At 63.1% G+C, this 22,361-nt stretch carries 15 protein-coding genes; 11 read left to right on the top strand and 4 right to left on the bottom strand.

The features are described 5' to 3' along the window. Positions 1 to 69 precede the first annotated feature (69 nt). Positions 70 to 1,092: a potassium channel family protein gene (locus OGI63_RS13880; RefSeq protein ID WP_004218985.1), complete on the bottom strand. Its 1,023-nt coding sequence runs from the start codon at positions 1,090 to 1,092 to the stop codon at positions 70 to 72. Positions 1,093 to 1,515: 423 nt separating this feature from the next. On the opposite strand from OGI63_RS13880, the gene OGI63_RS13875 reads away from it, so the two are divergent. Together OGI63_RS13875 and OGI63_RS13870 are read left to right on the top strand one after the other, a co-directional pair. Continuing rightward, positions 1,516 to 2,649, top strand: a complete 1,134-nt coding sequence (locus OGI63_RS13875; RefSeq protein WP_012754431.1) for an ABC transporter ATP-binding protein — start codon at positions 1,516 to 1,518, stop codon at positions 2,647 to 2,649. 207 nt (positions 2,650 to 2,856) lie between these two features. Further along, entirely contained in the window at positions 2,857 to 4,305 is a 1,449-nt protein-coding gene (locus OGI63_RS13870; RefSeq protein ID WP_004218982.1) for a DUF4032 domain-containing protein, read from the top strand. A 148-nt stretch (positions 4,306 to 4,453) separates the two neighbouring features. On the opposite strand, the gene rlmB is transcribed toward OGI63_RS13870, so the two are convergent. After that, entirely contained in the window at positions 4,454 to 5,449 is a 996-nt protein-coding gene (rlmB, locus tag OGI63_RS13865) for a 23S rRNA (guanosine(2251)-2'-O)-methyltransferase RlmB (protein WP_004218981.1), read from the bottom strand. 314 nt (positions 5,450 to 5,763) lie between these two features. Here rlmB and OGI63_RS13860 point away from each other — a divergent pair, with 314 nt between their 5' ends. The 4 genes from OGI63_RS13860 (at position 5,764) to OGI63_RS13845 (ending at position 12,135) form a co-directional block, all read left to right on the top strand. Beyond that, a complete protein-coding gene (locus OGI63_RS13860; protein ID WP_004218979.1) occupies positions 5,764 to 8,754 on the top strand; it encodes a cation-translocating P-type ATPase in 2,991 nt (996 codons plus the stop codon). Between the two features lie 209 nt (positions 8,755 to 8,963). Continuing rightward, positions 8,964 to 9,545, top strand: coding sequence for a dCTP deaminase (gene dcd, locus OGI63_RS13855; RefSeq protein ID WP_004218977.1), 582 nt, complete (start codon positions 8,964 to 8,966; stop codon positions 9,543 to 9,545). Positions 9,546 to 9,594: 49 nt separating this feature from the next. Continuing rightward, positions 9,595 to 11,154, top strand: a complete 1,560-nt coding sequence (locus tag OGI63_RS13850) for a hypothetical protein (RefSeq protein WP_004218975.1) — start codon at positions 9,595 to 9,597, stop codon at positions 11,152 to 11,154. Between the two features lie 42 nt (positions 11,155 to 11,196). Continuing rightward, a complete protein-coding gene (locus tag OGI63_RS13845; protein ID WP_004218974.1) occupies positions 11,197 to 12,135 on the top strand; it encodes an alpha/beta hydrolase in 939 nt (312 codons plus the stop codon). Between the two features lie 70 nt (positions 12,136 to 12,205). Here OGI63_RS13845 and OGI63_RS13840 read toward each other — a convergent pair whose 3' ends face one another. Then, positions 12,206 to 14,278, bottom strand: a complete 2,073-nt coding sequence (locus OGI63_RS13840; protein ID WP_004218973.1) for a Na+/H+ antiporter — start codon at positions 14,276 to 14,278, stop codon at positions 12,206 to 12,208. Between the two features lie 149 nt (positions 14,279 to 14,427). Between OGI63_RS13840 and OGI63_RS13835 the strand changes: the two genes are divergently transcribed. Both OGI63_RS13835 and OGI63_RS13830 read left to right on the top strand, forming a co-directional pair. Further along, entirely contained in the window at positions 14,428 to 14,937 is a 510-nt protein-coding gene (locus OGI63_RS13835; protein ID WP_004218971.1) for a nucleoside deaminase, read from the top strand. A 115-nt stretch (positions 14,938 to 15,052) separates the two neighbouring features. After that, positions 15,053 to 17,275, top strand: a complete 2,223-nt coding sequence (locus OGI63_RS13830) for an alpha-galactosidase (RefSeq protein ID WP_004218969.1) — start codon at positions 15,053 to 15,055, stop codon at positions 17,273 to 17,275. Between the two features lie 24 nt (positions 17,276 to 17,299). Here the strand turns inward: OGI63_RS13830 and OGI63_RS13825 are convergent, their stop codons facing one another. Then, entirely contained in the window at positions 17,300 to 18,508 is a 1,209-nt protein-coding gene (locus OGI63_RS13825) for an ROK family protein (protein ID WP_004218963.1), read from the bottom strand. A gap of 130 nt (positions 18,509 to 18,638) precedes the next feature. Here OGI63_RS13825 and OGI63_RS13820 point away from each other — a divergent pair, with 130 nt between their 5' ends. The 3 genes from OGI63_RS13820 (at position 18,639) to OGI63_RS13810 (ending at position 21,888) form a co-directional block, all read left to right on the top strand. After that, complete coding sequence (locus tag OGI63_RS13820; protein ID WP_004218962.1) at positions 18,639 to 19,952, top strand: ABC transporter substrate-binding protein; 1,314 nt, start codon at positions 18,639 to 18,641, stop codon at positions 19,950 to 19,952. A 72-nt stretch (positions 19,953 to 20,024) separates the two neighbouring features. Further along, entirely contained in the window at positions 20,025 to 20,978 is a 954-nt protein-coding gene (locus OGI63_RS13815; RefSeq protein ID WP_072633054.1) for a carbohydrate ABC transporter permease, read from the top strand. Between the two features lie 4 nt (positions 20,979 to 20,982). Then, entirely contained in the window at positions 20,983 to 21,888 is a 906-nt protein-coding gene (locus OGI63_RS13810; protein ID WP_004218960.1) for a carbohydrate ABC transporter permease, read from the top strand. Positions 21,889 to 22,361 lie beyond the last annotated feature (473 nt).

Raw genomic sequence — 22,361 nt, 5'->3', positions numbered from 1 at the left:
ACGCCTATCGTATAGCGAACGCACTCGCGATGCGAACAAATGTGCGAAAAGCGGGTGGGCGCGTCGCGACTATGCCGGTTTGTCGCCTTCGGGGGAGTCGTGGGGAGGCATATGCCCGTTGCGGTTCGCGTGCCATCTCAATTTGCGCGCGGTCTGCCCCGAGGCTTGCATGTGCCTGTGTTCCGCGCGACGCAGCTGTTCGATCTCGTTGTGCAGACGATTCACCGAATCGGTGAGCCGCAGCAGTTCCGCCTGCACGATTCTGGATTGCGCCGGGTTCAGACTCGGGCCGAGGGAGGAACCGTTGAGCGGGTCCGGCGCGTCGATGATGTCCTCGTCGCCCGTCGTGTAATCCTCATCGGGGCAACCCCCTGCGTCGTGCGTGGAGGCGTTCGCGGACGGGGATGCGCCTCCGTCCTCGCCCACTGCCGGCGCCGGGATCACCGGATGCGGGCGCACATTGACCTGGTCGATCACCCACGACGAGATCATGGCACTCACGATGCCGATGACGGCGATGCCGGTGATCATGAGAATGATCGCGATGAATCTTCCCAGTGTGGTGACCGGGTAGACGTCGCCGTAGCCGACCGTGGTCACCGTGACAAACGCCCACCAGATCGACAGCGGGAAACTGGTAATCGTGGCGCCGGGAGCCTTGTGCTCCACCGAGTATTCGGCGAGCGCGCCCACATAGATGAGCATCGCGACCACGGCGACCGCGTACAGCGAGATGCGCCCGCGCGAGGCCGTGCCGGCCGAGCGGTTGAACATGTGCAGCATCGGCACGAACCGCAGCAGCCGCAGCGGCTGGAACATCGGCAGGATCATCGTGATGAGCAGTATCAGGTTGCTTTTGAACCAGCTCCACCGGTTGGGCGCGAGGTACAGCGAGATGGCGTAGTCGATGCTGTAGAGCACCCAGACCAGGTTGATCACCAGATTGCACAGCCGTGTGTGGGTGCCTGCGAGAATCTGCCACGAGTACGCGAACAGGAAGAACGCGGAGAGCACGAACATGGGCGCGTTGGTGTAATGCTGCCAGGTGTGCAGTGTCAGACCGGGCCGTCGTGCGCTTTTTCTTGCCGTCATAGTGCCGATTCTATTATCGATATCGATTCCGCGCGTGACATGGGCGCCAAGATCAAGACAATCCGCGAATCCACTCTCGGACGATCGATTCCGCGCGTGACATGGACGCCAATGTGCCCGTTCTGTGGGCATGCTTGCGTGTCGCACGGCAAATTTGGCATGATGGCTATCACGAACCTACCAGTTCGGGCAAGCGGGGAAGCTTGTGCATATGCACGCGACGGTGCGCGGGGCGGAGGGATTTGCTTTGTTCGCCGGATTGTGTATAGTGAAGAAAGCTCATCGAAGAGAAACACTTCACGGAGCGGTGGAAGGTTGTGGCCTAGTCGAAGACGACGGTTGCAAACGGAAACAACACAACACAGTAATCCCCTCACAACGGATCGTTCGGCACGTACCTGCCGATGAAAGGATGAACAGCACATGGCAGAAGTCATTTTCGATCATGTCACTCGTATCTACCCGGGCAACGACAAGCCGTCGGTGGATGACCTCAATCTTGATATCAAGGACGGCGAGTTCCTCGTTCTCGTCGGACCTTCCGGCTGCGGCAAGTCCACGACCCTGCGCATGCTCGCAGGCCTCGAAGAGGTGAACAAGGGCCGCATCCTGATCGGTGGCAAGGACGTCACCACGATGCAGCCGAAGGACCGCGACATCGCAATGGTGTTCCAGAACTACGCGCTGTACCCGCACATGACCGTCGCCGACAACATGGGCTTCGCCCTGAAGATCGCCGGCACCCCGAAGGACGAGATTCGCAAGCGCGTTGAGAAGGCCGCCGAGATCCTCGATCTCACCGAGTTCCTCGACCGCAAGCCGAAGGCTCTCTCCGGTGGCCAGCGCCAGCGCGTCGCCATGGGCCGTGCAATCGTTCGCGAGCCGAAGGTCTTCCTCATGGATGAGCCTCTCTCCAACCTCGATGCAAAGCTCCGTGTGCAGACCCGTACGCAGATCGCGGCACTGCAGCGCCAGCTCGGCGTCACCACGCTGTACGTCACCCACGACCAGACCGAGGCCCTGACGATGGGCGACCGCATCGCCGTCATCAAGCTCGGCATCCTGCAGCAGGTCGGTGCCCCGACCGAGCTGTACGACCGCCCGGCCAACGTGTTCGTCGCAGGCTTCATCGGCTCCCCGTCGATGAACATCAACACGCACCCGGTGGTCAATGGCAAGGCCCAGATCGGCGCCGACACCATGGAACTGCCGAAGGAGGCCCTCGACAAGCTCACGCCGGAAGACAAGAACGAGATCATCGTCGGCTTCCGTCCGGAGGACGCCTCGCTGGCGGCCCCGGATGAGGCGAACGCCTTCTCGCTCAAGGTCGTGAACGTCGAGGATCTCGGCTCCGACGGCTACATCTACGGCAACATCATCACCGATGATTCCGTGGCCCAGAAGACCACTGACACGCTGATGTTCGACCAGAACCAGCTCACCACGATCCGTGTGAATCCGCGTGTGCTCCCGAAGGTCGGCGACGTCGTCAAGATCAAGGTCAACCCGGCCAAGATGCACCTCTTCTCCCCGTCGACCGAGCTGCGTCTCAACTAGCCGGCGCATCCACGTGGAAACAAGCGGAAGCGCACAGGTAGGGCGTTGACATGATCTGCGAAGGACCCCGTTATACACGGGGTCCTTCGCATATTCGGGCGCATTCTCTTCCTTCTGCAGATTATTCGGGTGTCCGGTGCGGAATGCGGGTAATCTAGGAATCTGAAATCTGAATACCGCACTGTATGGCACAAGGATGGGTAGGGCATGGGAATAACCGATAATCCGCAATTGGATCCGCGCGCGTTGAAGGCGACGTCGGTGAAGGCCGAGGATCCCGCGACGCCAGGCCCCGGGCCATCGACGTTAAAGATCACAGCGGCGAGCTCGGACCCGAAGATGTTCACGCTGCCGTGGGAGAAGCCGCTTGCCACCTGGCCGCCGGAACTGCTGGTGAACCTGCCGCGAGGCATCTCCCGCCACATCGTGCGCTTCGTGCACGTGGGCGACGAGGTGTACGCGATGAAGGAGATCACGCGCACCGTGGCCGAACGCGAGTACGAGCTGCTGCGGCAGCTGCAGAAGCTGAATCTGCCCACTGTGCAGCCGATAGCCGTGGTCACCGGCAGGCATGACGACAACGGCGAGCCGCTCGAGGCGATCCTGGTGACCAAGCACCTGCGTTTCTCCATGCCATACCGCGCCCTGTTCGCGCGCACATTGCGGCCCGACACCGCGGAACGCCTGATCGACGCGTTGGCCGTGCTCATGGTGCGTCTGCACCTCGCGGGCTTCTACTGGGGCGATGTCTCGCTGTCGAACGTGCTCTTCCTCAAGGATGCAGACGCATTCTCCGCATTCCTCGTCGACGCCGAGACGGGCGATCTGCAGATCGAACTGACCGCCGGGCAACGCGAGTACGATATCGATCTGGCCCGTACGAACATCATCGGCGAACTCATGGATCTGAGCTCGGGCGAGCTGCTGCCGCCGGATGTAGACGAGATCTCCATAGGAAACCGGCTCGTCGACCGCTACCATTCGCTGTGGAGCGCGCTCACCGACACCGACAACTTCTCGCCGAACGAGATGTGGAAGATCGAGAAGCGCGTGAATCGTCTCAACGAGCTTGGGTTCGATGTGGACGAGCTCGAGATGAAGACCGCCGAAGACGGCAAGCGTGTGCTCGTGCGCCCGCGCGTCGTCGATGCCGGCTATGCGAACCGCAGACTGCTGCGCCTCACCGGCCTCGACGTGCAGGAGAACCAGGCCCGCAGACTGCTCAACGACCTCGACGCCTACCGTGCCTCGAGCTGGCGCGAAGGTGAGGATCTCGAGATTGTGGCAACCGACTGGATGCGCGAGGTGTTCGAGCCGACGGTGCGCATGATCCCACGCGAATACCGTTCGCAGATCGAGCCCGCGCAGTTCTTCCACGAAGTGCTCGACCACCGCTGGTACATGGCCGAGAAAGCCGGCCACGACGTGCCGATGGCCGAGGCCGTGCAAAGCTACATCAAGAACGTGCTGCCGCAGTACCAGCTCGACACGAAGACGGTGAACGAGCTGAACGCCGATGCCGATGCCGGTGTGGTCGACGATGAATACACGTATGACGACGCCTCGAACAACGGCGCGCACACTGCGCCGGCGGCCGGCCACGACGACGGGTACAATCCCGAGGACGACCCGGATGCCGCCGTATGGGCGCACTGAGAGCTGGCTGGCAGCACGTACGCCACTCTGATTGCCGATTTGGTCATTGGTTCGCCAGATTGCGGTGATATGACGAACCATGGGCATCGGTTTCGTCATTGACTCGCGAAAACCCGAACGGATGACGAAACCGATGCCCGGCAGAGAGTCAGTTGGCGGCTTCGCCGGCCTTGCGACGTGCGTTCACGGTGGCGTAGAGTGCGATGCCGGCCGCCACGGAGGCGTTCAGCGACTCCACGGCGCTTGTGATCGGAATGCTCGCAATGGCGTCGCATGCCTCGCGGGTGAGCCTGCTCAGGCCCTTGCCCTCGGAGCCGAGCACCACGACGAGCGGATCGGTTTCGAAGCCGGTCTCGCCCACGAGCTTGCTGCCGCCGCCGTCGAGGCCGATGCTGTAGTAGCCGCGTTCCTTGAGCGCCTCGATTGCCTTTGTGAGGTTCACGACGCGAGCGATTGGCATATGCGCGGCGGCTCCGGCGGAGACCTTCCACGCGGCGGCGTTCACTGAGGCGGAGCGGCGTTCCGGCAGAATCACGCCGTTGACGCCGAAGGCGGCGGCGGAACGAATCACGGCGCCGAGGTTCTGTGGGTCGGTGATGCCGTCGAGGGCAATGAACAATGGGCGTGCGCTCAGGCGGGAGGCCTTGGAATCCGCCATCTCCATGGCACGTGCCTTGCGCTCCGCGCGTTCCACCAGCTCATGCAGCGACGAGTACTGGAACGGGTCGGCCTTGAGGATCACGCCCTGGTGATTGCCCGAACGTGCGATGCGATCCATCTCCAAACGGTCCGCTTCCAGCAGGTTCAGACCATGCTGACCTGCCAGACGCACGATTTCGCGCGTGCGGTCGTCGTGTTCAATGCGGTTCGCCACGTACAGCACACTGGCGGGAACACCCACACGCAATGCCTCGAGCACCGAGTTGCGGCCGATCACCAGATCGTCGGAGTTCGACGTGAAATGTGCGGCGCGACGGCGTGCGGCTAGTCGCGGATCGGAACGCTGGCGTTTCTCGGCCTGCTTCTTCGCCTTGTATGCCTTATGGTAGACGCGGTCCTCGGCCTTCGGGGTGGGGCCCTTGCCGCGCAGGGAATTACGATGTTTACCGCCCGACCCCTTGGTCGGGCCTTTCTTAGTAGCCATGCGCTCATTCTCTCAGCACCCGTTGTCAAGAATTGGTGAAAAAACCAGGGGCCACACATGATATTCACTTACAGGCATAGGCTTGCGTCGTGGTGTGTGGAATAATGGCAACCGTTAGCATTGCGCGACAAAGCGTATGCCCATAACCGCGCAGCCAGGCGTGTGCCGGCACTGCAAACCGTGCAGCAACAGTTGCAGTCTGTGCAATACTGTGCAGATTGTGTATGCAGACTCTGCAGATGTTGCGAGCAGAGGCAGTTGCAGGCCAGGCAGAGCATGGTTGACTACTCCGCGGCTGACCGAGGAGATTATTTATGGATGATCGCATCATAGATCCATCCGCACTGAACCGCGAACCCCATGTGGAACCTGCGGATGCCGAAGAATCCAAGGAAGTGAAGGCCCAGGAGGCGCTCCTGCATGACGTTGACCCGTCGCTCGCCAGCGCCGACGAGGTGGCCGAGGCCCTCAATGTGGACACCCACACCGGCCTGAGCAGCGAAGAGGCCAAACGCCGACTCGAGAAGTTCGGCGCGAACGAGCTGGCATCCGCCCCGCCAGTGCCGAAGTGGAAGAAGTTCCTGCAGCAGTTCCAGGACCCGCTGGTCTATCTGCTGCTTGCCGCGACGGCCATTTCGCTGGTCGCGTGGATCATCGAGAAGGTGAATGCGGCCCCTGGCGCCGAGGGCGGCGAGGCGCTGCCCTTCGATGCCATAGTGATCGTGCTGATCCTCATCGTGAACGCCGTGCTCGGCTACGTGCAGGAGGCGAAGGCCGACGAGGCGGTCAACGCGCTGTCCGAGATGACGGCACCGACCTCGAACGTGCTGCGAAACGGCCGCGTCGAGCGTATCGCCACCACCGACATCGTGCCAGGCGACGTGCTCGTGCTCGGCGAAGGCGACACGGTGCCGGCCGATGGCCGTCTGTTCGCCGCCGCCAGCCTGCGCATCGCCGAGGCGTCACTCACCGGCGAATCGGTGCCGGTGGGCAAGAAGCCGGAAACGCTTGAGAAGGCCAAGGCACTGGGCGACCGCTCGAACATGGTGTTCAACGGCACGTCCGTGACGCAGGGCACCGGCCGTGCCATCGTGACCGGCACCGGCATGAACACGCAGGTGGGCAAGATCGCCGACCTGCTGCAGTCCACCGAAGACGACACCACGCCGTTGCAGAAGGAAATGAACCACGTCTCGAAGATTCTCGGCATCGCCGTGTGCATCATTGCCGTGGTGGTGCTGGTGGCGCTCGCGGTGCTCGAAGGCTTCCATAGCGTGCATGACGTCATCGACTCGCTGCTGCTCGCCGTTTCTCTTGCCGTCGCCGCCGTGCCGGAAGGCCTGGCGACCATCCTCACCGTCGTGCTGGCTCTCGGTGTGCAGCGCATGGCCGCACACCATGCCATCGTGAAGAAGCTGCATTCGGTGGAGACGTTGGGCTCCGCCTCCGTCATCTGCTCCGACAAGACCGGTACGCTCACCCGCAACGAGATGACGGTGGAACGCGTGGTCGTGCCGAGCGGCGAAGTTGAACTCACCGGCACCGGCTATGCGCCGGAAGGCGATATGGTGTCGCTGAACGGCGATGCCGTGCCGGAGAACATCGCGCAGGAGGTCTACGCCACGCTTGGCGCCGGCACGCTGGCCAACGACGGCGAACTGCGCGAGGGCCCCAAGCCTGGAACCTGGGAGATCGTCGGCGACCCGACCGAAGTTTCGCTCGTCGTGGCGGCACGCAAGACGCACGCCGACAAGCGATTCCACCACTTCACCCGCGTGGCCGAGATCCCGTTCACGTCGGAGCGCAAGCGCATGTCGGTCATCACGAAGAACGACACCGACTCGGGCAAGCTCACCGTGTTCGCCAAGGGAGCCCCGGACGTGCTGCTGAGCTACTGCGACCGCATCTTCGTCAATGGCGCGGTGCGCAAGCTCACCGAAGGCGATCGCCAGGACATTCTCAAGAAAGTGGAGGAGCTCTCGCGTGAAGCCTACCGCACGCTCGGCGAGGCCTACCGACCGCTCGAGACCGCTTCGCTGAGCGAGGTGCCGGGCATTCGTACGAATGCCGCGGGAGACGTCTCCGACATCTCGGAGCAGGCAGATGTGATCGAGCACCAGCTCGTATGGACCGGCATGGTTGGCATCATCGACCCGCCGCGCGTGGAGGTGCGCGACGCCGTGGCCGAAGCGCACCGCGCAGGTGTGCGCACGGTCATGATCACCGGCGACCATCCGCTCACCGCGGCCCGCATCGCCTCCGACCTGGGCATCATCGAACAGGGCGGCAAGGCGCTCACCGGCGACGAGCTCGATTCGATGGATGAGAAGCAGCTCGACAAGGCGACCTCCGAGGTCTCCGTGTACGCCCGTGTGGCCCCCGAACACAAGCTCAAGATCGTCGAGAGCCTGCAGCGCCAGGGCAACATCGCCGCCATGACCGGCGACGGCGTGAACGACGCGCCTGCGGTCAAGGCCGCCGACATCGGCGTGGCCATGGGCATCACCGGCACCGAGGTGACGAAGCAGTCGGCCAAGATGATTCTGGCCGACGACAACTTCTCCACTATCGTCGCCGCCGTGCGCGAGGGCCGCGGCATTTTCGACAACATTCGCAAGTTCCTGCGCTACCTGCTCAGCTCGAATGTGGGCGAGGTGTTCACCGTGTTCCTCGGCGTCGTGCTCGCCGGCTTCCTGGGCATCAAGAACCCGGATTCCGTGGGCGTGACGGTGCCGTTGCTCGCCACCCAGCTGCTGTGGATCAACCTGCTCACCGACGCCGCCCCGGCGCTCGCGATGGGCGTGGATCCGACGACCGAAGACGTGATGAACCGCAAGCCGCGCAAGCTCACCGACCGTGTGATCGACGGTGCGATGTGGGGCGACATCGTCTACATCGGCCTCATCATGGCCATCGTGACGCTGATCGGCATGGACATGCACCTGAGCGGCGGCGTGTTCACCGACCGTTCCGTGGATGCGCTCGGCCACGACGCCCAGATGGTCGAGGCTCGCACGATGGGCTTCACGATTCTCGTGTTCGCCCAGCTGTTCAATGCGATTGCCTCGCGCTCGCACCTGCAGAGCGCCTTCAAGGGGCTGTTCTCGAACAAGTGGCTGTGGGGCGCCATCGCGCTGTCGATTGTGCTGCAGCTGCTCGTGATCTACGTGCCGTGGCTCAACACCGCATTCGGCACCACGCCGCTGCCGCCGATGGCGTGGCTGGAGTGCATCGGCCTGGCCGCCATCGTGCTCGTCGCCTCGGAGATTCGCAAGATCTTCCTGCGCATGCGCGCGACGCACTGATTCCTCTCGGAATCCCGCAGGGGCCTGCCCGTCGTGGCAGGCCCCTGCCTTTTCCCGGGCCGGGTGTGCGGTCGTGGCGGTTCATGCCGCCGGTGAATTCGCTTGGTATCACTACACTGGGCCGTATATGTGCGTGCGAGGGGCATGGCAGCGTATGCATGCGTCCGACGTGCGCAGGAACACTCATCGTCCTTTGCAAGGAGAAGCTGATGCTGCTATCTGACCGCGACATCCGTGCCGCGCACGCCGAGGGTCATATCTCGCTTGATCCGTGGACCGACGAAATGGTGCAGCCAGCGTCCATTGACGTTCGTCTCGACCGCTTCTTCCGCCTGTTCAACAACCATGCGTATACCTACGTGGATCCAGCGGAGAACCAGGGCGAGCTCACCGAACAGTTCGAAGTGGGCCCGGACGAACCGTGGATTCTGCACCCCGGCGAGTTTGCATTGGGTTCTACCTGGGAGTACGTGAAGATCGACGAGACGCTCGCCGCACGATTGGAGGGCAAGAGCTCGCTCGGCCGCTTGGGCATTCTCACGCATTCAACCGCCGGGTTCATCGACCCCGGTTTCGAGGGGCATATCACGCTTGAGCTGTCGAATGTCTCGACACTGCCCGTGAAACTCTGGCCTGGCATGAAGATTGGCCAGATGTGCTTCTTCCAGCTGAGCTCGCCGTCGGAGCACCCTTACGGCTCCGAGACCACCGGCTCGCATTACCAGGGACAGCGCGGCCCGACGCCGTCGCGCTCGTACCAGAACTTCTATCGCGCGCAGATCACCGACTGATGTCTCGGTGAATGTATGTACAGATTGACACAGAAGGGCGAGGAGAGGCATGACTGATTCGGGGAATCCGTCTGATTTGCAGTTTCCGGTGAGTCCGGAGCCGCGCGATTTCGATGTCACCCATGTAGTGGACAAGGATGCGCTCGAATTCCCGAGCATGGACGACGATCCGTCGCATGCCGCCGCACACGAATCCCAGCTGCAATCTGCGGGCTCGGCGAATACGGCTGCGATTCCCGCACCGCCGGTGAACGGGCATCCGCATGATCACGCGCGCCGCACCGCGCGTTCGGGCGCACATGATGCAACGCCGACGCCGGATGAGACCCCTGCGGATTCCGCGGCGCTCACGCTAGCCGCGTCCCAGCCCAGTGCCGGCCGTCATGCGGCGAACACGGTGAACGGCGCGTCTGCGGGCGATGCCGCGCCCACGCAGCTGTTCACGTCGCCCCATGACGATGTGCTGGCGGGCGTCTCGGTCAATCCCCCGTTGCCGGCGGAAGAGCCGACGCGCGTCGTCTCCTCGGAATGGGAGCAGATTGTAGATTCGCAGACGTCGGTGATGCCACCGGCCGCCCCCGCCGCGATGCCGCCGGCCATTCCGCCGACGGATGCGGACGGCAATGCAGATGGATCGGGTGACGAGCCCGACGAGGAAGCCCCTCATCATTCGGCAAACGGGGGCGGCAAGAGCCACACGAAGCTCATTGCGGGCATTGTCGTCGGCGTGCTCGTGATCGCGCTCATCGCCGGCGGCATCGCATGGTGGTCGAGCAGCCGCAGGAACAACGCGCAGCGGAACGCATACACGCTATGCCAGAACACGCGCGACTCGTACGACGATGCCCATACCGCACTTGCGGCGGCGCTGAAGGACGCCAATGCTCTCACGAGCACACCCACCGATCAGGTCGCCGATGCGAAGACGCTCGACACGCTGAAGAGCGCCGTGGCCGACGCCGAGAAGCTCGACCAGCAGTCGGTGGCCGAATGCGCGGTGGATGCCAACACGGCTGCGATCGAGAAGACCACGGATTCGCTGCGCAACACCGCGAATGAGATCACCAAGGCCAAGAGCGCGCTTGACGCGGCAACGAAGGCGGTGAACGATTCGAAGAATATGCAATCGCAATCCGCCGCGCGCGACGAATTGACGAAGGCCATAGACGACGCGCAGAAGATTCTCGACGCAAGCGCCAACGCCGTGACCGACGAGCAGGTTCGCACCGATCTGGAGAACCGCATCGCAGACGCGCGCAAGCTGGCGGACGGCCAGAATCTGAACGCGGAGGATGTGACGGCCATGGTGAAGACGCTCACCGATGCCGGCACCGCCGTGCAGCAGTCGCAGACCGAGTATGCGAACCAGCAGGCTGCGACGGCCCAGCAGGCGGCCGAGGAGGCGCAGCGTCAGGCCGAAGCCCAAGCCCAAGCGGCCCAGCAGGCCCAGCAGAATGCGGCGCAGGCGCAGCAGCAGAATGCGCAGACCACCACGCCCGACACTTCCGATGCCGGCACGGCCGGCGACGGCACCACGGGTGCCGGTGCCACCGGCACCGACGGTGAGACGACGGGCAACGGGGGCACCCCGGCAAATGGCGCACAGTGAACGCCATGAACGTATGCGCGACTATCGCGTATATTGAGACGCATGAGCACTGCAGATGACACCCCGAATCCCGACGACCCGTTCGAGCCCTCCGATGATCCGGAGCATCTCGACGATCTGTCTCGCGAACTCGACGATCTGGTCGATTTCGCCAATCTCGAGCGTGAAATGACCGAGGCGGCGAATACGACGCCGTCGGGCCCGTACGCGGGGCAGAGCGCCGGCGAACGCAAACGCATGGAGCCGCCGGTGGGCCGCGTGGCCTCGGTGGTGCCCGGGCATTTCGGCGACCGGCTTACCGTGACCGAGGCGTTGGCCTCGCGAGGCGGCGGCAATGCGCAACCGAACCGACCACTGTTCGTCTGCCTGCATGGCTGGGGGTCGAATGAGGACGACCTCGCCGGCATAATGCGCTATGTGGCGCCATACAGCGACTTCGTATCATTGCGGGCGCCGCTCGTGCTGCAGGAGGCGTCGCCACGCGGATTCGCCATGCAGCAGGGTGCGTACAGCTGGTTCCATGACGCGGTGCCGGTGGGCGACGATCTCGATTACGACGCCTATGCCGCCGCCTGCGCAATCGACGACTGGGTGACCACGAACGTGGGCGAGAACCGCGACGTGGTGCCAATCGGCTTCTCTCAGGGCGGCACGCTCGCCGTCGAACTGCTGCGCGTGCACCCGCAACGCTACCGTGCGGCGATCTCCCTCTCCGGATTCGTGGCTCCGGGCAACGTGCCGGCGACCACGCCGTACGACGACATTCTCGCCGATCTGAATATCCCGGTGTTCTACGGGTACGGTGAACTCGACACGGTGCTGCCGAAATACATGATCTACGAGACGATCGCATGGCTCGAGGAACACACCTGGCTCACCGCACGCGGCTACCGCGGGCTCGACCACGCGGTGAGCATGGAGGAGTTCTCCGACCTACGCCAATGGCTGCTCGACCAGGACATCGCCTCCGGCATCATCTGATTCGCAACCACTGCCGCCGCATTCAGACTCTTCCGCGAACCGTGCCGTGCAGTGCAGATCGGAAGGCAGATCAGAAGTTCGAATCGGCGGCCACGCTCATCACATACACGTTCTTGCGTAGCTGACGTGCCTGCGCGCGCGTGATGTCGCCGGCCTCCACCATGTTCTGGATTACGCTGAGCTCGATGCCGAAGCTCTCGCGCTTGACGTCTTCGATCTGGGTGACGAGTGAGGCGGAATTCGCCATGTTCGGGCGCGATTTGAGCGCCGCCTCCGCGCGCCGGTAATCCATGAGCAGCGACGACACATACTCCGTGCCGTAGGTGTTGCTGCTCATCTCCTCGTACAGCCTGTCAATCACATGATCGAAGGCGCCGAGTTCCAGATTGCGCAGACTCGCGTAGATCTCGTTTTCGTTGACGAGCGGCGTGCTGCGGCGAATCGTGTTGGCGGCACGGCGGGAGAGCAGGACCAGACGACGCTGTGCCAAATGGGCGCGTCCCTTGACCTGCCAGACCACGTGCGAGGAGTCGTGTTTCGTGTTCGTGTGACGCAGCGTGTCCATGATCTGGTCGAGCAGGCGTTCGCATGCCTCGACATTGACCTCGCGTTCGCGCTCGCTGAGCGTGGGGTCGAGACGGAATTCGGCGAGCTTGCGCTTGACGTACTCCTTCTCCCAGTTGAGCGCGTCGATCTGCAGTTCGATGCGTGCCGAAGGGTCTATGGTGCCCAGCTGGTTCTTGAGCCGGCCGATGCGCTGGGTGTACGAGTTGATCACCACCATCACGGCGGAGCGGTTCTCGTCGGTGGTCAGTTCTGCCAATTCCTCCACCGTGCGCCGCAGCACCTCTATGGAGGCCTCGGTGGTCTCGCGGGGCACGTCCTTCGCCTTGTTCGGCGCGATCACCGGCAGCAGGAAGTTCGAAAGCAGCAGCGTCACGATGATCACGCCGCCGGCGATGAAGATGAGCTCGTCGCGCATCGGGAACCATTCGCCATCGGCAATGGTGTACGGGATCGTGAACATCAACGACAGCGTGATGGTGCCCTTGGCGCCGCCGAAGGTCATCACGGCGGCGGAGCGCCAGCGTTCCGGCGTCATGCGGCGACGCTTGTGCGAATCCTGCGCGCGGGCGAGGCGCAGCATGCCCGAGACCCATAGGAATCGCAGGCCGACGATGAGCGTCGAGACGCACAGGATGACCGCGAGCAGCGTGTAGTTGCTCACCATCGGGTTATCCCAGCTCGCGCGCATGGCGCCCGGCAGCAGCATGCCGAGCAGAATGAACACGGCGCCGTTGAGCGAGAACGAGAGCACCGACCACACGCTTGAGGCGACGATGTTCGTCCGGGCCACGTTCGGGCCTATGCCGGTGCGGTCGAAACGGATCACGAGACCTGCGGCCACCACCGAGAGAATGCCCGAGACATGCACGGCCTCGGCGCCCAGATACAGCAGGAACGGCAGGAACAATTCCATGAGAATGCGTGTGGTGGTGGTCTCCCAGCCGAGTTGGCGCGAGGATTCGAACACCCAATTGGCCAGCACGCCCACAATGCAACCGAATACGGCGCCGCCGAAGAAGGTGATGAGGAACTCCCAGGCTGCCTCGCCAACGCGGAACTGGCCGGTGACGGCGGCGGCGATCGCGAACTGGAAGCCGACGATGCCCGAGGCGTCGTTGAACAGCGATTCGCCTTTGAGCACGCCGATCTGGCGTTGCGTCAGCGTGGCCTCATGGCTCAGCGAGCTCACGGCGACCGCATCGGTGGGGCCGAGCGCGGCGCCGAGCGCCAGTGCAGCGGCCAACGGGAACATGGGCCAGAGCGTGTGCAGCGAGAATCCGACGACCACCATCGTGAAGATGGCCAGACCGATGGCGAGCGACAGTGACAGCTTAAGCGATTTGAGCAGCTGACTCTTGTTGATCTCATGCGCCTCAAGGTAGAGCAGAGGCGCAATGAACAACACGAGGAACAGCTCCGGGTCGAGTTGCACATCCGGGAAGAACGGCATCTGCGAGGCGATGAGACCGAGCACGATCTGCACGAGCGGCGTGGAGATGCGCGGCAGGAAGCGGCTCAGGAACGAGGAGAGCAACACGGCGCCGAGAATGCACAGGATGAGAATGAGAACGCTCACAGGCTTCCTTTCTGTATGCGCGGGGTCTGCAGCCGGCATGGGCCATGGCCGATCTTCTAATATGCTGTCTGGTCTCAGTATGCTGTATAAGCAGAGCCGTCGTCTGCGAGCGTAGCAAAGCCAGATGTCGAACAGTGGAAGCGCTCGGCATGCGAGCGGGCGGACGATGGCATGCATACAAAGGCAGGGGCGGTATCGCGATGACACAATACGCAGAGGCGATGGGCGAGGCGCTCGCACAGGCACGGATGGCGCGATCCGCGGGCGATGTGCCGGTGGGTGCGGTCGTGCTCGATGCGCACGGCGAGGTGATCGGACGCGGGCGCAATCTGCGTGAGCGCGATGCAGATCCGCTCGCCCATGCCGAGATCGTGGCGATGCGTGAGGCGGCAGCGGTGCGCGGGAATTGGAATCTGGCCGATTGCACGCTCGTCGTCACGCTCGAGCCATGCCCGATGTGCGCGGGGGCCTGCCTGCAGACGCGTATCGGCCGCATTGTGTTCGGCGGCTGGGATGCCAAGCTGGGGGCGTGCGGTTCGGTGTGGGACATTCCGCGCGACCCGCATGTGGGCCATGAGCCCGAGGTGTACGGCGGCGTGTGCGAACGCGAGTGCACGGCATTGCTCGCCGAGTTCTTCCACAGTCGCCGGCATGCCTGATCCATGCCGAATTACTTGCCGTGTGCGCGGAACACACCATGGCATGGCAAGGAATGCGCGATTGCGTAGCATGGCAGCGTAGTCACATTGCAACGACGCATGCCGAAAGGGGAATATGACACGGATTTCCGAATTCAACGCGACCACGCACGCCGGCGAGGCATTGCATGTGGTCTCCATGGAGAACCACGACGCGGATTCGGCGTTCGCGCTCGCGTTCGTGGCCGACGAGTTGCCGCGTGTGGTGCATTGGGGGCGCCCCCTCACCCAGCCACGCACGCTGGTGAGCGCAGTGGACGCCCTGCGCCCGCAACGGGTCTCCGGCGCGCTCGACGAGACCACATGGCCGAGCGTGCTGCCCACGCAGGCCGAGGCATGGACCGGTGAGCCGCGTTTCGTGGTGCGTCGCGATGGCGTGGAGCTCTTCTGCCGTTTCGTCGTCACCGACATCGCGGTGGGTGACGCCGGGGTTGCCGTTACCGCCAGCGATGCCGAACAGGGGGTCGAGATCATCTGGACCTGCGAGATGCGCGACAGCGGCCTGGTGCGTCAGCGCGCGGACGTGCGCAATCTGGGCGCGGGGAGTCTGGAGATCGGCAAGGTGGAACTCGGTTTCCCGGTGCCGGCCGACATGACCGAGTTGCTCACCACCACCGGGCATCATTTGCGTGAACGTTCACCGCAGCGCCAGCCGCTGACGATCGGTCGGTTCCAGAAGGCGAGCATGGTGGGGCGCCCCGACTTCGACGCTTCGCTGCTGCTCAATGCAGGTCGCCCCGGCTTCGGCTTCACGCATGGCGACGTGTATGCGGTGCATGTGGCGTGGAGCGGCAATTCACTCATGGCGGCGGAGCGCCTGCCATACACGACCGGTGTGATCGGCGGCGCGGAAGTGCTTGCGGGCGGTGAGATCACGTTGCATGATGCCGCGGACTCCTACACCACGCCGTGGCTCTACGGTTCCTTCGGCGAGGGGCTCAACGAAGTCGCCGCACGCTTCCACGCCGACCTGCGCGCCACCCATGCGCGTTGGCGTGCCGAGCATGGCATTGCCGACAAGCCGCGTCCGGTGATCCTGAACACCTGGGAGGCCGTGTATTTCGAGCATGATTACGATACGCTTGTCAGGCTCGCAGACAAGGCTGCCGCGAGCGGCGTCGAGCGCTTCGTGGTCGACGACGGCTGGTTCGGCGACCGCCGTGGTGACACGGCGGGTTTGGGCGACTGGCGGATCTCCCAGGACGTGTGGCCCGACGGCGAGCACTCGCTCAAGGCGCTTGCAGACTACGTGCATGCCAAGGGAATGGAGTTCGGCCTGTGGTTCGAACCGGAGATGGTGAACCCGGATTCCGCGATGTACCGCGAGCACTCCGACTGGGTGCTCATGCCCACCGCGCACCGCCTGCCGATGCAGGGGCGCAACCAGCAGGTCGTCGACCTGACGAATCCGCAGGCGTATGCGTATGTGTACGGCTGCATGGACTCGCTCGTCGGCGAGCTCGGCATCGACTACATCAAATGGGACCACAACAAGTACGTGACCGAGGCGGTCTCCCCGCGCACCGGCAGCTGCGCGGTCCATGGGCAGACGCTCGCCGTCTACCGCATGTTCCACGACTTGAAGACCTCCCACCCCGGCCTGGAGATTGAAAGCTGCTCGTCGGGCGGCGGCCGCGTCGACATGGGCATTCTCGAGCTCGCAGACCGCATCTGGGCCTCCGACTGCGTGGATCCGGTGGAGCGCGCCGACATCCAGCGCTACACGTCGCTGCTCGTGCCTCCGGAGATGATTGGCGAGCATGTCGGCGCCAGCCCCGCGCACTCCACGCACCGCGCGACGAGTCAGGAGATGCGCATGGCGATGGCGTTCTTCGGGCATCTGGGCATCGAATGGAATCTGCTCAAGGAGCCGCAGCACGACCTCGACCTGTTGGGCGAATGGGTGCACGCCTACAAGGAGCACCGCGTCGACTTCGAACATGGCGTCGCCGTGCATGACGATGCAGCCGACCCGACCGTGCGCGTGGACGGTGTGATCAGCGCGGATGGTGCGCGTGCCGTCTACCGCTTCACCCAGCTCACCACGTCGCAGACCTACCCGGCCGCGCCCATCGCGCTCCCCGGACTCGACGCGCAGGCCACCTATCGTGTGCGCCCGCTCGCACTGAACATGGCGAGTGGTGAGCCCTTCGGCGAGATCGGCAACGGGCAGAGCGAACTCGGTTGGTGGAATGCGAACGGCGTGGAGATGACCGGCGAGGCACTCGCAAGCTACGGTCTGCGACCGCCGAGCATTCACCCCGCCAACGCGGTGCTGTTCAGCGTGACGCGCGTGTAGCACGCCATTGCGGCCGCGCCTTCGCTAGCTAATGTAGGTGGCGATGGCGCGGGCGGCGGCGGAATCCGACCACAGCCGCCAGCTGAACCGCGGAATCGAGAATTCGACCGGCGCGGCCTGGCTGTGCCGGTAGGCATCGATGCCCTTGCGAATGAACTCGCGGTTCTTCTTCGCAATGAACGAGCTTTCCCCGCTGACGAGCACGCGTGAGGGCATCGCCAGATTCGAGACGGTCGCCACAAGCACGCCGAGCCGGTAGCAGGTGCGTTCGGCGAGTCTGCGCGCCTGCGGCCGGTTCGCCCGCAGATCGTGCGAGAACTCCTCGAAGGTGGTCACACGCCCCATGATGCCCGAGTATTCCTCGGCGATCGAGTCGGACGTCAGGCATTGCGAGCAGCCGATATGCCCGGAGGAGCAGCGCGGCCCCTCCGGGTCGATCAGCACATGTCCGGCCAGACCATAGCTTTTGTCGGGGTTGTCTATTGGGTCGCCGTGGTCGGAGATCGAATAGCCCACGCCGGCGCCCATCGTGATGACGGCGAATCTGGGAACGCCAATGGCGTCGCCGAACCAGCATTCGTGCAGCAGCACCGAGTCGAGGTCGTTGAACACCTTGGTGGGAATGCCGGTGTCCCGCTGCAGCATGCCGCCCAGGTCAACGCTGGAATCCCAGTACAGGAACGGCGCGAAGGTGACGTAACGGTCGTCCTCGACGTGGCCGCCGAGCGAAAGACCAAGCGCGGTGGGCGCGGGGGCGTCGGGGGAGGCGGCGACGAGTTCACGCACCATGCGGGTGATCTGCTCGACCACGGCCTGTGGGGCGGTGTTCGACACGGTTTCGGTGATGTCACTGCCGATGGGGCGGCACATCGTGTTCACCTCGGACACCGTGATGGCGCCGTCGTGAATGTTGACGCCGACGAAGGCATGCGAGTCCTCGCGAATGCGCAGCGCGGTCTGCGGGCGGCCGCGGCGTTCACTTGATTCGCGTAGGTCGAATCCCTGCGGCAATCTGCCCGCCTGCGTGCTGCCGGCCGGCATCTCCTCGATCACGCCGTCGTAAATGAGATCGCTGGTGATGCGCGAGAGCGCGCCCTGCGACAGATTGAAGATCTGCGCGAGCGGCGTCCGCGCGATCGGGCCGTATTGCATGATGCCGCGCGCCACATTATGCGTAGCATCCGAACGACTGAACCAGCGTGGAAAATCAAGCGAATCCGAATTAGTTTCCATGAGTATATAAATATACGCCAATTACTTACACTGTTTCAAGGCACGCGGGGTGGTGGGAATGAAAAGGGCGGTTCCATACACTGGCAACCGTCAGCCGGGGTAAGGGAGCCATCGGCGATGGAAAGTGGAAATGGACAAGGGAGTCAGAATGAAGTTCGCAACACGGATGAGACGTTCGGCCATGCGACGCATGCTCCGCGGCATCGGCGCGGCGGTGTGCGCGTTGGCGGTCGGCGTGGGCGCGGCGGGCTGCGGCAACAGTGCCGGCAGCGGGCAGGTCACGCTCGATTTCTTCCAGTTCAAGGCCGAGGCCGCGGACTGGTTCAAGCAGGCGGCACAGGAGTTCGAGAAAGAGAACCCCGACATTCGCATCAACATCAACAACTCGGCGAATGCGCAGACCGACCTGCGCACGCGTTTCGTGAAGGACCGCGTGCCCGACGTGATTACCTTCAACGGCGACTACAGCTTCGGCACCTTCGCCGCCTCCGGGGTGTTCCATGATTTCACCGATGACCCGCTGGTGAGCGAACTCAACGAGGGCATGGTGAACATCGCGAAGAACCTCGTGCAGACCTCGGACCCGGCGAAGAAGAGACTGTACGGCCTGCCGTTCGCGGGCAATGCCTCCGGCTACATCTACAACAAGGATCTCTTCCGCAAGGTCGGTCTCGACCCCGACAATCCGCCGCAGACATGGGATGAATTCATTGCCATGCTCAAGAAATTCCGTGATGCGGGCATCAACCCGGTGCAGGCCACGCTCGCCGATGCCTGGACCACGCAGGCGCCCCTCGCCTCGCTTGCCGGCACATTGGTTCCCGAGAGCGAATATGCCGCGCTGAAAAGCGGTGACACCACGTTCAAGCAGATCTGGACCGAACCGATCGAGAAGGAAATCGAACTGTTCAAGTATGCAGACAGCGAGAAGGGCGTCACCTACCAGCAAGGCACGCAGAACTTCGCCAAGGGCACGGCCGCGATCATTCCGCTCGGTACCTATGCGATTCCGCAGATCACGATGGTCAACAAAGACATCGACCTGGGCTTCGCCCAGATGCCCGCCACGAACGATGCGAGCAAGCAGATCCTCACCGCCGGCGACGACGTGATCCTCACAATGGGCGCGAACAGCAGGCACAAGGAACAGTCGATGCGCTTCATACGGTTCCTCATGAGCAAGAAGCAGCTCGAGAACTACGCCGACGCGCAGTCCGCGATCACGCCGCTCAAGGAGACCTATTTCGGCAACAAGGCGCTCGAGCCGGTGCGCCCGTTCTTCGAGAGCAACCGTGTGGCGGACTTCTGCGACCACTACATTCCGTCGTCCATCAACATAGGCGGCTACCTGCAGTCCGCGATCATGAGCGGCAACGTGAACCAGTTCATCGACTCCATGCAGAACGAGTGGAACAAGGTCCAGGCTCGTGACTTCCGCAAGTAGTCTGCGGCCGGGATACAAGGGAAGGAAAGCAAAATGACTTCGTTGGCCAATGCCGACCAGCAGGCGCGCGCCATGGAGGACGTGCTTGCGAATGACATCGACACGCATCACTCGCGCACACCCGCGGGCAAACCGCCCCGCAAACGCAGGGTCTCCGCGTTCTCGCGCCGCAAGGTGGACCACGCCTATTACTGGATGGCCGTTCCGGCCGCCGTGATCTTCGCGGTGTTCCTGTATGTGCCCTTCGTGCGCGGCATCATGTACTCGTTCACGAATTCGCAAGGGTACGGCAGCTGCAACTGGATCGGGTTCCAGAACTACTTCGCCCTGTTCCGCGACGAACGGGTCGGCCACGCCTATCTGTTCACATTCCTCATCGCCATCGCCATCACCGTGCTCATCAACGTGATCGCATTGTTCCTCTCGGTGGCGCTGAACGGCAAGATCGCCTGCAAGAACGGCTTCCGCGCAATCTACTTCATTCCGTACACGCTGGCCGTGCTCGTCATAGGCTACGTGTTCAAGTACATCTTCATGCAGCCGCTGCCCGAGCTCGGCAAGGCGCTCGGCATTGGCTGGCTGAGCGAGTCGCTGCTCACCAGCGAGCGCTATGCGTGGATTCCGATCGTGTTCCTCGCCGTGTGGCAGGGCGTCGCCTATTCGGTGCTCATCTATCTCGCCGGCTTGCAGACCGTGGACTCCGAGGTCTACGAGGCGGCCGCGATCGACGGCGTGAACGCCTGGCAGAAGTTCTGGAAGATCACGTTCCCGCTCATCGGACCGTTCTTCACAATCAATCTCGTACTCACCATGAAGAACGCGCTCGGCACCTTCGACCAGGTCGTCGCGCTCACCGACGGCGGCCCGAACTCGAAGACCGAGACCGTCACCTACCTCATCTGGAAGGGCGGTCTCACCGGCGGCGAGTACGCATACCAGACGGCGAACGCCGTGCTCTTCTTCATCGTCCTCGCGATCATCGCGTTCATTCAGCTCAAGTTCTTCGGCAGCAAGGAAAAGGTGTGAGACCATGACCACCGCAACCGCAAACACCATGTCGCAGCAGTCTGCGCAACAATCTGCAACCATGAATACCGCGCCGGCCAAAGCGGAGAAGTTCCGCAAGGACCGCCGCATCAACTGGTGGCTCACCGCGGTCGTCGCCGTGTTCAGCCTCACGATTCTCGTGCCGCTGTATTTCACCGTGGTCACCGCATTGAAGACGCCGGCGGAGGCGGGCACATTCTCGCTGCCGACGAGCTGGCAGTGGGGCAATTTCGCGGCCGCCTCGGCCAAAGTGGACTACCCGCGCGCCGCGCTCAACTCGGCGATCATCACCGTGCTCGCCGTCTCGCTCACGCTCGTGACGAACACCTTCGTCGCCTACGCGATCGCGCGCAACATGGACAAGCGTTTCTTCCGCTTCCTCTACTACTTCTTCATCGCCGCCATGTTCGTGCCGTTCCCGGTGGTCATGCTGCCGCTCGCCAAGCAGATGGGCTCGTGGCACCTCGACAACCAGGCCGGCCTGATCGTCCTGTACGTGATTCTCGGCCTCGGCACGAACCTGTTCATCGCCACCGGATTCATTCGCTCAATCCCGGTGTCGCTCGAAGAGGCCGCGCGCATCGACGGTGCGGGCACATGGCGCATCTTCTGGAAGATCATCTTCCCGCTCATGGGGCCCATCAACGCGACGATTGCGATCATGACCGCACTGTGGGCATGGAATGACTTCCTGCTGCCGCTTATCATCCTCACCGATCAGAGCAACCAGACCATCCCGCTCGCGCAGTATGTGTTCAGCTCGCAGTTCGCCACGAACTATCCGCAGGCGTTCGCGAGCTACCTGATGGCCATGGCCCCCGTGCTCGTCGTCTACATCTTCGCCCAGAAGTGGGTCGTCGGCGGTGTGATGCGCGGTGCCGTGAAGTAACCCGCGACCCGTTCTGCCGCCTGCGCTGCGGGAGTGGAGCGGCGAGCGGGCGTCTGCGGGTAGCGCATGGGCGGGGAGTGGCGCATGGGCGGCTAGCGCATCTGCGTAATTGGGGACAGATAGGCGTTCTGTCTGTCCCCTTTTACGCAGACTATTACTTTCAGTAATTCTTTGCCTCTGCTTCCCCTCTTCCTTTTCTTCCTTTGCGTAATTTGGGACATCTGCGGGTCGGAGATGTCCCTTTTTACGCAGAGCTAGCGTTCCCTTTCACGCAGAGTTCTTTCCCGCAGAGTTGTAGCGGGCACCGCGTCTTCCGGCGGCGATCGCCTGCGTTCTGTTGCCCTGTTGTTTTGCGTAATTGGGGACGTGCACGGGTCTGCGATGTCCCTTTTTACACATTTACGCAGATTGCAGATGCGCATCCGGGAGTGCGAGAATCTGTGGCTGTATCTGCATATTAAAATCCGCAAATT

Source organism: Bifidobacterium sp. KRGSERBCFTRI, assembly GCF_025908335.1.
Note: the sequence above shows the minus strand (reverse complement) of the source record. Positions and strands in the feature narration are given on the sequence as shown.